Here is a 13,219-nt window from a genome sequence, read left to right on the forward strand (position 1 = left end):
TATCGGAATTTACCGATATCCCAATGCCGACGCCGCGATGCCCCTCAGTTCCCGCCGGCCACCCACCACGCACGCCCCGTGCGCGGCGCCTCCAACGCCACGCGTTCCCCCATCACCGGCGTGGCCAGCTTCACATCGCGCGCCTGTGCCAGCGCCTGGATCCGCTCGAATGGCTCGTTCCAGGCATGCATCGCCAGGTCGAAGGTGCCGTTGTGCACCGGCAGCAGCCAGCGCCCGCGCAGGTCCAGGTGGGCCTGCAGCGTCTGCTCGGGCTGCATGTGGACGTCGGCCCATTGCCTGTCGTAGGCACCGGTCTCGAGCATGGTCACGTCGAAGGGACCGTAGCGATCGCCGATGGTCTTGAAGTCGGCGTGGTAGCCGGTATCGCCGCTGAAGAAGAGCCGCAGGTCGCCGGCCAGGATCACCCATGAAGCCCAGAGGGTGCGGTCCTCGTCGAGCAGGGTGCGGCCCGAGAAGTGCTGCGCGGGCACGGCCGCGAGGCGGATGCCGCCGACGGTGGTCTCGTCCCACCAGTCGAGCTGCCGCACCCGCGCCGGGTCGACGCCCCAGCCGATCAGGCGATCGCCCACGCCGAGCGGGGTGACGAACACCTCGACCTTCGGCGCGAGCCGCGCGATGGCGGCGCGGTCCAGGTGGTCGAAGTGGTCGTGCGAGAGGATCACGCCCTTGATCGGGGGCAGGTCGTCGATGTCGATCGGCGGCGCATGGAAGCGCTTGGGCCCCGCCCATTGCACCGGCGACGCACGCTCGGAGAACACGGGGTCGGTGAGCCAGAACTCGCCGTCGAGCTTGAGCAGCAGGGTCGAATGGCCGAGGCGGTAGAGGCTGCGGTCCGGCGCCGCCAGCAGTGCCTCGGTGGTCAGCGGCCGCACCGGGATCGGCGTGCTCGGCACGGTGGTGTCGCTCTTGCCGGTCAGGACCCGCCAGCCGATCGCCACGGTCTTCAGGAAGCCCATCGGCGTGCGCGGCACGACGTTGCGATAGACGCCGTTGCGTTGCTGCGGCGACTGGGGATGGGCCGTGGGTCGCGAACCGCAGGCGCAAAGCGAGAAGGTGGACATGGCGAGGACTCCGTTCGTGAACAGGTGGAAGGGGCTCAGGCGCCGGCCGCCGGGCCGGGACGGCCGCAGACGAGGCGCACGGCGGTGCGGATGCCGGCCTGGTACTCGGCCGGCGTGCGGGCGTAGTGCTTGAGGCCGTGCGAGGCGGCATACAGGTGTTGCGCGAGCGCCTTGGCCGTGAGGCCGGCGCCGCGCCAGGGCACGGCGTCGCCGCTGGACTGGATGGCGCGCGCCAGCTCCTTGGGAACGGCCTGGTCGAACTCCTCGAGCACCGGGCCGACCAGCTCGCGCGCGGTCGCGACGATCTCGTTCATGTGCTCGAGCGACATCTGCGAACCGTCGTTCTGCGCATGCAGCGCCGCGAAGGCGCCGACCAGCCGCTCCTCGATCGGCAGCTCCACGCGCGCCAGCGCGGCCCGCATGGCCGCGAGGCCGCGTTCCGCGAACCAGGTGACGGCCTGCTTGAAGAGCTCGTCCTTCGCGCTGAAGTGCAGGTAGAGGCCCTGGCGCGAGATGCCGGCGGCGCGCGCGAGGTCGTCCATCGAGGTCTTGCGGTAGCCGTAGCGCAGGAAGACGCCGATCGCGGCTTCCATGATCGCGACGCGCCGGTCGGGGGTGGGGGCCATCAGCGGGGCGCTCCGGCAAGGCCGAAGGAGATCGGGGACAGCGAAGGCATGGGGCGAACTCGACGGTGAGGGTGGATGTTCAAGGTCCCCGCCGGTCGACACGCCGCGAAGCTCGGCCGCCGGTCCGCGAGGACAGACGTCGAACTTTACAGTATTGATCTATTTTGTCAATTTGGTGTGGAGGTCGAAACCCCGCTGCTCACGCGGTTTCAATGCTCTCGTAGACGAGGATCGCCGCCGCGAGATCCTCGAGCGCCGTGCCCACGGCCTTGAAGACGGTTCGTCCATCGGACTCGGTGCGCCCCCGCACCCGGCCCGCGGCCAGGTCGGCCAGCTCTCCCGCCACGTCCGCCGCCGCGAACACGCCGCGCGACATCGGACCGAGCAGCTCGCCGCTCTTCTGCAGTGCCTCCCGCGTGTCGATGAAAAGCTTCGCGCCGACGAACGCGGTGTCGTCGGCCTCGCGCATCTGCGGCGTGAAGCTGCCGATCAGGTCGAGGTGGCCGTGCGGCCGCAGCCAGGCCCCCTCGATCACCGGCTGCGTCGCGAGCGTGGCGCAGCTCACGATGTCGGCCTCGCTCGCGGCCTGGCCGAGGTCGGTGGCGACGAAGGCATCGATATCTTGCGCGTGGAGGCGCGCGGCGAGTTCCTTCGCCGCCACTTCGTTGCGATCCCAGACCGCCACACGCTCGATCGGCCGCACGGTGCGAAACGCCTCGGGAACCAGGCCACCGACACGGCCGCAACCGACGACGAGCAGGCTGCGCGCCTTTGCGGGCGCGAGGTAGGAGGCGGCGAGGGCCGATGCGGCGGCGGTACGGCGCGAGGTGATCTCGTTACCATCGATCTGCGCCAGCGGCTCGCCGGTGCGCGCGTCGTAGAGCGTGTAGGTCGAGAACAGACCGGGCAGGCCGCGTTTGGCATTGCCCGGGAAGATGTTCACCGTCTTGATGCCCAGGTAGCGACCCTCCTGCCACGCCGGCATGATCAGCACGGTCCCGCCCGGTTGCGCGGCCTGGCCCGGAAGCGCATGCACATGCCGCAACGGCACTTCGCAGCCGGCGACGAACATGTCGCGCAGCGCGGGGATCAGGCGCTCGAAGCGCAGGGCGCGACGGGTGGTTTCGGTATCGATGGTTCTCATGGGGCGGTGGGGGGAAACGGAGGGCGGGGCTCATGCATCGAGCACGAGGTCTTCGAGCGGCACGGCCTGGCATGTCAGGCACACGGCCGGGTCTTCGGGTTCACGGCCATGCAGGTGCGCCACCTTGCCGGCGATCACGCGCACGGCGCAGCTTTCGCATTGCCCCACGCGGCAGCCGCTGGGCAGTGGCAGACCCAGCGATTCGCCGAAGCTCAGCAAGGTGCCCTGCCTGGGCGTCCACGTGGCCGGCCCGCGGTCCGAGCGCGCGAAGCGGACATCGAACTGCTGGGGACCGTCGGTCGGCGGCGCGGCGGGCGAGCGGAACACCTCGCTGAAGATGTCGAAGCGCGGAACGCCGCGCGCCACCAGTCCCGCGATGACGCTGTCCATCATCGCGGGCGGGCCGCACAGGTAGAAGCGCACCCGCTGCGCGATCAGCGCGTCGTCCACCACACCGGCATCGATGTAGCGGTCCGACTGGTAGTCGATGCCGAGGCGGTCCCCGGGCAGCGGCGCGTTGTAGTGGTCGATCACCCGCAGCCGGGGCAGGCGCGCACGGTGCTGCGCGATGCGTTCGCGAAAGGCATGCGTCGCGCTGTTCTGGTTGGCGTAGTAGAGCTCGATCGCGGGGCCTTCGGCGCCATCGGGCAGCGACTCGAGCAGGCTGATGAACGGCGTGATGCCGATGCCGCCCGCGAACAGCACCAGCGGCTGGGGCGAACGGCGCGGAATCACGAAGCCGCCCGACGGTGCCCGCAGCTCGACCGTGTCGCCGAGCTTCAGGTCGCGGTGCAGGTGGCCCGACATGCGCCCCTGGTACGGCGTGCCGTCGGCCGCTCGACCGCGCTGGTGTCGCACCGCGATGCCGTAGCCGCGCCGATCCTCTTGCTCGGCCGCACCGGTGAGCGAGTAGGCACGCGAGACCGGCGCGCCATCGCCGGGGTCGAGCTTGAGTTCGACATGCTGGCCGGGCCGGTAGTCGGGCAGGGGCCCCCCATCGACGGGCGCGAAGCGGATGCCCAGCACACCCTCGGCTTCGGGTCGCAGTTCTTCGATGCGAAAGCGCCGCGTGCCCGTCCACGCGCGCTGTCGCAACGCCGTGGCGGGATCGCGCTCGATGTCGCAGAGAAAGGAGCGGTGCGGCACCGAGCCGCTGACTGGATCGCAATGGTCGGCCGAGATCAGCGCATTGAAATTGCTGCTCAGCGCACCGTCGACCGGCAGGCCCTCGCGGTCCAGCTCGCTGCAGCCTTGCCACCAGCCGAACTCGGCCACGACGACATCGTCGGCCAAACCGGGCGTGATGCGCGCGACGAAGCGGGCCGTGCCCACGCGCGTGCGGATACGCACCCAGTCGCCTTCGACGATGTTCCTGGCCTGCGCGAGCACGGGGCTCAGCTCCGCCACCGGCTCGGGCGCGCGCCTGCGCAGCGAGGGCAGGCTGCGATGCTGGCTGTGGCAGTAGAGGCCGTTCTTGGCCGAGCTCAGCACATAGGGGAAGCGGCCCTGTCCGGTCGCCCTGGCGTCGCGCGGCGTGTCCGCGGGCTCGACGAAGCTCGCCACGGGCGGCTGGCCGTGGCGCAGCAGGGTTTCGGAATAGAGCTCGACGCGGCGCGTGGGCGTGTCGAAGCCTCGCACGCCGGTGGGCGTTTCGCGCGCGTACTTCCGCTCGCCCGCGTCGATGTCGCAGGCCATGCCTTCGGGCCGCTCGCGCAGTTGCGCCACCGTGAGACCCAGCGGCTCGAGGATGTGGTTCCACCCGGCCTCCAGGCTGCCGCCGAAGAATGCGTCGCCCATGCCGAGGCGTTGCGCGAGGTCGAACAGCACCTCGTTGTCGGAGCGCGATTCCCCGCGCGGCGCCACCATGCGCTGGCGCAGCTGCACCCAGCCGGCCGCGCGGTCGTCGATCTCGAAGCCGATGCGCAGGCCCTCGCGCTCCCAGGGCGTGTCGATCGGCAGCAGGATGTCGGCGTAGCGCGCGGCTGGCGTTTCGAACAGGTCGCAATGCACGTGGAATTCGAGCTGCGCCAGCGCCTGCCGCGCGAGCGCGGTGTCGGCCTGCGAGACCGGCAGGTTGGTGCCGAAGGCCATCATCGCGCGCACCTTGTAGGGCTCGCCCTCGACGATCGCGCGATAGGTGTCGCGCGCGGTCACCCAGCCATGGGCGGGCGGTCCGATCGGTCGTTCCTTCAGGCCGAGCGCCTTCGCGCGCTGCGCGGCGGGCAGCAGCGAGAGCGCATTGACCGCGTTGACGCGCGGACCGGTGCGCACGCGGTTGCCGCCGATGCGATCGAAGCTGCCGCACAGCGCGTACAGGGTGGCGACCGCGCGTTCCGACTGGGTCGCGTTGGTGTGCTGGCCGATGCCGGTCCAGGCGTGATAGGCCGTGCGGTGCCCGCCACCGAACAGCTCGGCCGCGGCGCGCAGCGGGGCTTCGGGCACGCCGGTGATGCGTTCCACCTCCTGCGGTGTCCAGGCGGCGCAGGCCTGCGCCAGCAGATCGAAGGCCGGGCGGCACGCGAGGCGCTGGCCGTTTTTCCCCGTCACTTCGACCGCACCGCGCAGGCGGAAGTGGGTCGAGCCTTGAGCTCGTGCGGCCCGAGCGGTGTCGTAAGGCACTGCCCCCTGGTCCGCATCGCTCCAGACCATGAAGCGGTCGCCCCCGGCATCGGGCCGCAGGTCACGCTCGCGCAGCAGATGCCCGTCGTCGTCGCGCACCAGCAACGGCGCATTGGTCCAGTCGCGCACGAAGGCTGCGTCGAAGCGGTCGTCCTCGATCAACAGGCGGATCAGCCCGAGCGCGAGCGCCGCATCGGTGCCGGGGCGCACCGGCAGCCACACCTCGGCCTGGCGCGCCAGCGCCGTGGGACGCGGATCGACCACGATCATCCGCGCGCCTTTGGCGCGACCCTTCGCGATGGCGTTGGCCTGCGCCAGCCAGGTGTTGGTCGGGTTGTGGCCCCACAGCTCGATCAGCTCGGCCTGCGCATAGTCGGCCGGCGGCATCCCGCAGCCGAAGGTGAAGGCATGGGCGAAGTCCTTGTGCCAGTTGCAGACCTCGGTCGCGTAGCAGATGTTGGGGCTGCCGAAGAGGCGCACGAAGCGCTCGATCCAGTCGATGCTGTCGGACAGCGGCGTGCCGCTCGGCGTCGTGACCGCGAACACCACCGATTCGGCGCCGCTCTCGGCCTTGATGGCGCCCAGGCGCCGGGCGGTCTCGGCCAGCGCCTCTTCCCAGCCGATGCGCACCCAGCCCGGATCCGGATCGCCCTTGGGCCGCGTGCGGCGCATCGGATGCAGCACGCGGTGCGGGCTGTGCACGAGCTCGGGCGCGGCCTTGCCCTTCATGCACATCGCCTGGCCGGTCGGGTGTGCCGTGTCGGGCCGCACCGACACCAGCATGTCGCCGCGCACCTCGTTGAGCGTGCCGCAGCGCGAGCGGCAGAGCGTGCAGTAGCCGGGCTTGGTGTGCGTCGTGGCCGTGGCCATCGAAGCGCTCATGGCATCACGGGCGCCACGTAGCTCAGCGTGCGACCCAGGAACCACAGCATGAAGAGCACCAGCGGCGCATGGACCAGCAGCTGCAGGAAGGTGAAGCCGACGATGTCGCGCGCCTTCAGCGAGAGCACGCCCAGCAGCGGCAGCATCCAGAACGGGTTGATCAGGTTGGGCAGCGCCTCGGCCGCGTTGTAGACCTGCACCGCCCACCCGAGGTGGACCTTGAGTTCGTTGGCCGCCTGCATGACGTAGGGCGCCTCGATGATCCACTTGCCGCCGCCCGAGGGAATGAAGAAGCCCAGGATGGCGGAATAGGCGCCCATCACCACCGCGAAGCTGTCGACGCTGGAGATGCTCACGAACAGGTGCGCGATGCGGTCCGACAGCGTGTGGCCGCCGTCGCCCTTGGCGGCGGTCAGCATGGCCGCAATGGCGCCGTAGAGCGGAAACTGGATGATCACGCCCGCGGTCGAGGGCACCGAGCGCGACACGGCGTCGAGAAAGCTGCGCGGGCGCCAGTGCAGCAACATGCCGATCATCAGGAACAGCAGGTTGTAGGTGTTGAGCCCCGCGATCGCGATCAGCGGGCTCTTGGCCATGAACTCCTGCGCGAGCCAGCCGAAGCCCAGCGCGCACAGCAGCAGCGTGAGCAGCGGGCTGCGCTCGAGCCATTCGCCGGGGCGCCGCGCGGCGGTTGCGTCCGTCGCCGGCTTGGCCTCGGCCAGGTCGATGCCCAGGTCCTGCGCCGTGACAGCGCTCTCGGCCGTGGGGGCGGACCACAGCGCGATCGCGACCGAGACGGTGATCAGCACCAGCGCCATCACCATCGACTGCCACAGGAAGATGGTCTGGCTGAACGGGATCACGCCGGTGATGTCGAGGATGCTCTTGGGCAGGCTGGCGGCGTTCGCCTGCAGCTGCGCCGCCGAGGAGCTCAGGCCGAGTGCCCAGGTCGCGCCCAGCCCGAGATAGGCCGCCGCACCGGCGGCGCGGTAGTCCATGCGCAGTTCGGTCCGGCGCGCCAGGGCGCGCACGTAGAGCGCGCTGAAGATCAGCGAGATGCCCCAGTTGAACAGCGACAGGATCATGCTGATCGCCGCCACGTAAGCGATGGCCTGGCGCCCCGAGACGGGCACCGCGGCCAGGCGGCCGATGAAGCGCGCGGCCGGCGGCGAGGTCGCGACCACGTAGCCGCCGATCGCCACCAGTGCCATCTGCATCGTGAAGACGATCAGGCTCCAGAAGCCGTCGCCGAAGGACTTGGCCACGACCAGCGGGCTCGATCCATTGAGCAGCGCCGCGACCGCGACCACCGCCGCCGCGATGGCCGCGAACACGTAGGCATCGGGGAACCAGCGCTCGGCCCAGGCGGTGAAGCGCAGGCCCAGTCGGCTCAGGAGGCCGGGACCCGCAGGGCCGGGGTGCGCGGCGGAAGGGCGCAGGGCGTCTTGCCCGGGGGCTGTTCTCGATGTCGAAGGCATGGTGTCTCCAGTGGCTGGGCCTGGGGCGTCTTTCGCGCCCGGAATGTCGTGCGGGGCGACTATGGGCGAATGCCTGCGCCAATTCAAATATTGAATATCAATAGAGTGATATAGGATCGATCTATGTCGATCACGATCAAGCAGCTGCAGCACTTCGTCGCCACGGCCCACACGGGCCAAGTCTCGCGCGCGGCGCAGCGCTGCTACGTGAGCCAGCCTTCGTTGACGACCTCGCTGCGCAATCTCGAGACCGCGCTGAAGGTCCAGCTCTTCACGCGGCACTCCGACGGGCTGCGGCTCACGGTGCATGGCGAAGGCTTCCTGCGCCACGCGCAGCACATCCTGCGCACGCTCGAAGTGGCGGTGGAGGAGACCCACGGCTCGGCGTCCTCCGTCGAAGGGCGCGTGCGCATCGCCATCACGGACACGGTGTCCGAATACATGCTGCCGAAGATCATCGGCGCCATGCGGCGGCAACTGCCGCTGATCGAGTTCGAGCCGGTCGAACGCAACCGCGAGGAGATCGAGGCGGGGCTGCGCAGCGGCGAGTTCGACCTCGCCGTGGTGCTGGTCTCGAACCTCTCACAGGCGCCCGACATCCGGCGCGAGAACCTGCTGAAGTCGCAGCGGCGCCTGTGGACCTCGCTCGACCATCCATTGGCGACCGGGCAGTCGGTGTCATTGAAGGAGATCGCGGAGCTGCCCTTCGTGCTGCTCGACATGGACGAGCACGTGGAGACCGTGGGCCGCTACTGGGGCGCGGCGAAGCTCCAGCCCAAGGTCGTGTTCCGTACCAAGTCGATCGAGGCCGTGCGCAGCCTGGTCGCGCAGAACGTCGGCGTGACGATCCTGTCGGACCTGGTGTTCCGCCCGTGGTCGCACGACGGCGGCCGCATTCGCCGCACGGCGATGGCGGGCGCGGTGCCGTCGATGGACCTGGGGCTGGCCTACCGGCGCAGCGGCGTGCTGTCCGAGGCGGTCGCCGCCTGTGCGAGCACCTTGCGGCTGCTGGCCAAGACGGTGACGCGCGAGTCGGATCTGCGGGCCGGCGACGGCCCCTGAAAAAAGCCCCCCGCGTCTTTTTGAAACGCGGGGGCTCGATCGCTCAGGCCGGCATGCGCCCGAAGCGGCCGCCGTTGAAGTCGGCCATGGCCTGGCGGATCTCGGCCTCGCTGTTCATCACGAACGGACCATAGCCCACCACGGGCTCGTCGATCGGTTCGCCCGACAGCCACAGCACCGTCGCGTCGCTGTTGGCCTCGATCTCCACGCCGCTGCCGGCTGTGTCCAGGTGCACCAGCTGCCCCTCACGCGCGATCGTCTCGCCGTTGACCAGCACCGTGCCGCGCAGCACCACCAGCGCGAGGGTGCGGCCTTCCTTCGCCTCGAAGCGCCCGGTGCGGCCCTGGGCGATGCGCAGGTCCCACACGTCCATCGGCGTGAAGGTGCGCGCCGGGCCGCGCTGGCCGTCGAAGTCGCCGGCGATCACGCGCACCCGGCCCGCGCCCTCGGGCAGGTCCACCGACGGAATCTGTGCATCGAGCAGGGTCTGGTAGCCGGGCTCGGCCATCTTGTCCTTCGCGGGCAGGTTGACCCAGAGCTGTACCATCTCCATCGTGCCGCCGCGCTCGGTGAAGCCGCGCGAGTGGAACTCCTCGTGCAGGATGCCGCCACCGGCGGTCATCCATTGCACGTCGCCCGGGCCGATCAGGCCGCCCGCGCCGGTGGAGTCGCGATGCTCGACCTCGCCCTGGTAGACGATGGTCACGGTCTCGAAACCGCGGTGCGGATGCTGGCCCACGCCGCGCGGGCGGACGGCCGGTTCGAAGGCGGTCGGCGCCGCATGGTCGAGCAGCAGGAACGGGCTCAGGTGCTTGCCCAGGCCGTCGTAGTCGAACAGCGAGCGCACCGGAAAACCGTCGCCCACCCAGTGCGTGCGAGGGGCGCTGTAGACACCGAGAACCTTCTTCATCTTCATCTCCTTGCGTCGCCAGGACGAGGGTCCTGGCCGATGGATAGAGAATATGGGTTGAACAATGGCTGCGGTAGACGGCGATATTTGCCATCAGCGTTCTATCTTGTGAACGATGGGGGGTGCGAGCGATGAAGGACCTGAACGATCTCTACTACTACGTGCAGGTGGTGGACCACGGCGGCTTCGCGCCCGCGGGCCGCGCGCTGGGCATGCCCAAGTCCAAGCTCAGCCGGCGCATCGCGCTGCTCGAGGAGCGCCTGGGCACGCGCCTGATCCAGCGCTCGACGCGGCGCTTCGCCGTCACCGAGCCGGGCCGGACCTACTATGGCCACTGCAAGGCGATGCTGGTCGAGGCCGAGGCGGCCGACGAGGCCATCGCACTGACCCATGCCGAGCCGCGCGGCGTGGTGCGCATGACCTGCCCGGTGGCGCTGCTCGACACGCATGTCGGCGACATGGTGGCGGCCTTCATGGTCGCGCACCCGCGCGTGCAGATCCACCTCGAGGAAACCAACCGCCGCGTGGACGTGGTGGGCGAGGGCGTCGACGTGGCGATCCGCGTGCGGCCGCCGCCGATCGAGGACAGCGAGCTCGTGATGCGCGTGCTCGCCGGGCGCGGGCAGTGCCTGGTCGCGCATCCGCAACTGCTGTCGGGCGGCATCCCGAGTGCGCCCGCCGATCTCGCGGGCCTGCCGAGCATGGACCTGGGCCTGCCGCAGCACGAGCATGTGTGGACCCTGATCGGCCCCGACGGCGCGCAGGCCGCCATCCGCCACCAGCCGCGCCTCGTCACGCGCGGCATGCTCGCGCTGCGCGCCGCGGCCCTCGCGGGCGTGGGCGTGGTGCAACTGCCCTCGATGATGGTGCGCGAGCAGATCGCGCGCGGCGAGCTGATCCACGTGATTCCGGGCTGGGCGCCGCGGCGCGAGATCATCCATGCGGTGTTCGCTTCGCGGCGCGGGCTGCTGCCGGCGGTGCGGGCGCTGGTGGACTTCCTGGCGGAGCGTTTCGCGGCGTTGGACGAGGACTGAACCTGCGTTCCATTTGCCGAGTGCAAGGGGTGCTCGATTCGCAACAATTCGCGTCAATCGCAACTTGAAACCCATCGCCGGCAACAAGTGTTGTGGATTTCTTCTCAGTGTTTGCCCGAATGTCGGGCTGCACTTGTACATCTGTACATCCTTTGATTAACAACATTAACAATATGCACGTATCAAAAAAATACAGTCAGGGAAGAAGTTATGCCACTCGTTCTGGGCGTCATGGGGCTCCCTCCGGTTGAGGTCGAGCTCCTGAGAATCATCGTTCGCCTCAGTTCCAATCTCCGCTCGCGCTGGACGGTCAGCGAATCGCAATCCTGCGACCTGCTGCTGGTCGATGGCGACGGGCCCGCCGCCGAGCGGCAGGCGCCGCCGGCACGTTTCGTGGTGCCCATGGTGCCTCGCGGCGCCGATGCCGCCACGCTCGCCAGTTGCGCGCTGGCTCGCCCCATCTATGCCGAAGAGGTGGTCGAGCTGCTCAACAAGGTCACGCCGAACGCGTCGCCGGACGACGCGGCGCAGGCCGGCGCGCGCGCCTCGCTGACGCGCTGGCCTTCGCAGGCGACGCTGCAGCGCCACCCGGCCCACGTCAGGCTGGCGGCCGCGCTCTCCAAGAGCGCGCAGTCGGCCGAGAGCCTCGCCGCGTTGGGCCAGGTCGATGTCGAGGCGTGCCGCGCCTTCCTTCGCCTGCTGGCGGAAGAAGGCGCCCTGGCCTGGACCCGGGAGGCGTCGAGTGCGCCTCGCGCGGCCGCGACCGCCGACGCTCGGCGGCAGAAGCAGGGGCTGCTTTCGCGCATCCGCCGGCGTCTCGGCCTGTCCTGAGCACGGGCGCGCCATGCGGGATTTCAAGCTCGTCTTCACGGGCCCGATGGGCGTGGGCAAGACCACGGCCATCGCCGCCATCAGCGAGACCGCGCCCATCGCCACCGAGGTCGCCAATGCCGACGCCTCCGTGGCCAAGGCCACCACGACGGTGGGACTGGACTTCGGCCAGGTGACGCTGGACAACGGCGACCGGCTGCGCCTGTACGGCACGCCGGGGCAGGCCCGCTTCGACTTCATGTGGAAGATCCTGGTGCGCGATGCGCTGGGCCTCGCGATCCTGATCGACAACAGCCGGCCCGATCCGCTCGCCGACCTGGCGGCCTACCTCGACGGCTTCGCGGGTGCGCTCCAGAAGATGCCCTGCACGATCGGCGTCACCCGGCTGCCCACGCATCCCGCGCCCACGCTCGACGATTACGCCGGTGCGCTCGCGGCCCGCGGGCTGGTGCTGCCGGTGCTGGCGATGGATCCGCGCCGCAAGGACGAAGTCGTCGCCCTGATCGAGACCTTGCTGATGCAGATCGAGGCGATCGACGAGGAGGTCGCGCCATGAAGATTCCCCACGCGCTCAGGCTGCGCGCCGCGGCCGAGGCCCGCGGCGTGCTCGACGAGACGAGCGGCGTCGTCTCCGTGGTGGTCGCCACGCCCGACGGCTTCGAGATCGCCCATGCCAGCCTGCGCGACTTCGACCCCTCGCGCATCGCAGCGATGGCCAGTTCGATGGCCGCCATCGGGGCCGTCGCCTCGCAGGAGGCGCGGCTCGGCCGCTGCACCTGCATCACGGTGGCCACCGACAAGGGCTTCGCGCTGGTGAGCCCGGTGCGCAACGGCGAGACGGAGCTGGTGGTCAACGTCATCGCCGACGCCGGCGCGGTGCTCGCGCAGGTGATGTACCGGACCGCCGCCTGCGTGCGGACGCTCGAGGCGCCTTGACGCGCCGATCGCAATTTCCGGCGGAGGCGGGTTGCATGCGACGCCGCCGCTTCATCCTTTCATTCGCATGATCATCGACAGGGAACAAGACACATGGCCACGATCCAGAACAGCCTCGACAACCTCCTGACCGCCGACGGCGCCCTGTGCGCCGCCGTGGTCGATTCCGCCAGCGGCATGATGCTCGGCGCCATCGGCACCGGCGTCGACCTCGAAGTGGCGGCCGCCGGCAATACCGAAGTGATGCGCGCCAAGCTCAAGACGATGCGCGCCCTCGGCCTCAACGACAGCATCGAGGACATCCTGATCACGCTCGGCAAGCAGTACCACCTGCTGCGGCCGATGGCGCAGAAGGAGGGCGTGTTCATCTACTTCGTGCTCGACAAGGCCAAGTCGAACCTGGCGCTGGCGCGGCGCAAGCTGCAGGAGGTCGAGAAGGACATGAACTTCTGAGCCTGCGCACACCGGGTGCCTTATACGCACCCGGTGCATGGGCAATGCGGCGCCGATACGATGGCTCGCTCGTTCGCCGCCCCGTCGAACCTTGGTGACCGCCTTCTTCGTCGCGCACGAGGAGCCGGATGCCAGCCATCTCGCCCGATGCGGCGGGACAGC

General features: G+C 69.7%; 12 protein-coding genes. 6 read left to right on the forward strand and 6 right to left on the reverse strand.

Annotation, left to right across the window (positions count from 1 at the left end; genetic code table 11):
- Positions 1 to 44: 44 nt before the first annotated feature.
- From ACODT0_RS11265 to ACODT0_RS11285, 5 genes are all read right to left on the reverse strand, one after another.
- On the reverse strand, positions 45 to 1,082 hold the full coding sequence (locus ACODT0_RS11265) for an MBL fold metallo-hydrolase (protein WP_489041312.1): 1,038 nt from the start codon (positions 1,080 to 1,082) through the stop codon (positions 45 to 47).
- A gap of 35 nt (positions 1,083 to 1,117) precedes the next feature.
- Entirely contained in the window at positions 1,118 to 1,708 is a 591-nt protein-coding gene (locus ACODT0_RS11270; RefSeq protein ID WP_489041313.1) for a TetR/AcrR family transcriptional regulator, read from the reverse strand.
- Between the two features lie 199 nt (positions 1,709 to 1,907).
- Positions 1,908 to 2,852 carry a bifunctional Delta(1)-pyrroline-2-carboxylate/Delta(1)-piperideine-2-carboxylate reductase gene (gene lhpI / locus ACODT0_RS11275; protein ID WP_489041314.1) on the reverse strand — a complete coding sequence of 315 codons (945 nt, stop codon included), beginning with the start codon at positions 2,850 to 2,852 and terminating at the stop codon, positions 1,908 to 1,910.
- Positions 2,853 to 2,882: 30 nt separating this feature from the next.
- The gene (locus ACODT0_RS11280) at positions 2,883 to 6,353 is read right to left on the reverse strand and encodes a molybdopterin-dependent oxidoreductase (RefSeq protein ID WP_489041315.1); all 3,471 of its coding nucleotides are present in this window, start codon (positions 6,351 to 6,353) and stop codon (positions 2,883 to 2,885) included.
- A complete protein-coding gene (locus tag ACODT0_RS11285) occupies positions 6,350 to 7,831 on the reverse strand; it encodes a short-chain fatty acid transporter (protein WP_489041316.1) in 1,482 nt (493 codons plus the stop codon). Before ACODT0_RS11285 ends, ACODT0_RS11280 begins: the two co-directional genes overlap by 4 nt.
- A 123-nt stretch (positions 7,832 to 7,954) precedes the next feature.
- On the opposite strand from ACODT0_RS11285, the gene ACODT0_RS11290 reads away from it, so the two are divergent.
- Positions 7,955 to 8,893 (forward strand): LysR family transcriptional regulator, encoded by a 939-nt coding sequence (locus tag ACODT0_RS11290; protein WP_489041317.1) that lies wholly within the window; start codon positions 7,955 to 7,957, stop codon positions 8,891 to 8,893.
- A 43-nt stretch (positions 8,894 to 8,936) separates the two neighbouring features.
- Here the strand turns inward: ACODT0_RS11290 and ACODT0_RS11295 are convergent, their stop codons facing one another.
- Positions 8,937 to 9,803 carry a pirin family protein gene (locus ACODT0_RS11295; RefSeq protein WP_489041318.1) on the reverse strand — a complete coding sequence of 289 codons (867 nt, stop codon included), beginning with the start codon at positions 9,801 to 9,803 and terminating at the stop codon, positions 8,937 to 8,939.
- Between the two features lie 131 nt (positions 9,804 to 9,934).
- On the opposite strand from ACODT0_RS11295, the gene ACODT0_RS11300 reads away from it, so the two are divergent.
- The 5 genes from ACODT0_RS11300 (at position 9,935) to ACODT0_RS11320 (ending at position 13,057) form a co-directional block, all read left to right on the forward strand.
- Positions 9,935 to 10,837, forward strand: coding sequence for a LysR family transcriptional regulator (locus ACODT0_RS11300; RefSeq protein ID WP_489041319.1), 903 nt, complete (start codon positions 9,935 to 9,937; stop codon positions 10,835 to 10,837).
- 210 nt (positions 10,838 to 11,047) lie between these two features.
- Complete coding sequence (locus ACODT0_RS11305) at positions 11,048 to 11,668, forward strand: hypothetical protein (protein ID WP_479669823.1); 621 nt, start codon at positions 11,048 to 11,050, stop codon at positions 11,666 to 11,668.
- 13 nt (positions 11,669 to 11,681) lie between these two features.
- On the forward strand, positions 11,682 to 12,224 hold the full coding sequence (locus ACODT0_RS11310) for a GTP-binding protein (protein WP_296735155.1): 543 nt from the start codon (positions 11,682 to 11,684) through the stop codon (positions 12,222 to 12,224).
- Positions 12,221 to 12,604 (forward strand): roadblock/LC7 domain-containing protein, encoded by a 384-nt coding sequence (locus tag ACODT0_RS11315; protein WP_057594938.1) that lies wholly within the window; start codon positions 12,221 to 12,223, stop codon positions 12,602 to 12,604. Before ACODT0_RS11310 ends, ACODT0_RS11315 begins: the two co-directional genes overlap by 4 nt.
- A 93-nt stretch (positions 12,605 to 12,697) precedes the next feature.
- The gene (locus ACODT0_RS11320; RefSeq protein ID WP_057594939.1) at positions 12,698 to 13,057 is read left to right on the forward strand and encodes a hypothetical protein; all 360 of its coding nucleotides are present in this window, start codon (positions 12,698 to 12,700) and stop codon (positions 13,055 to 13,057) included.
- Positions 13,058 to 13,219 lie beyond the last annotated feature (162 nt).

This window comes from Variovorax sp. FG153, assembly GCF_057809595.1.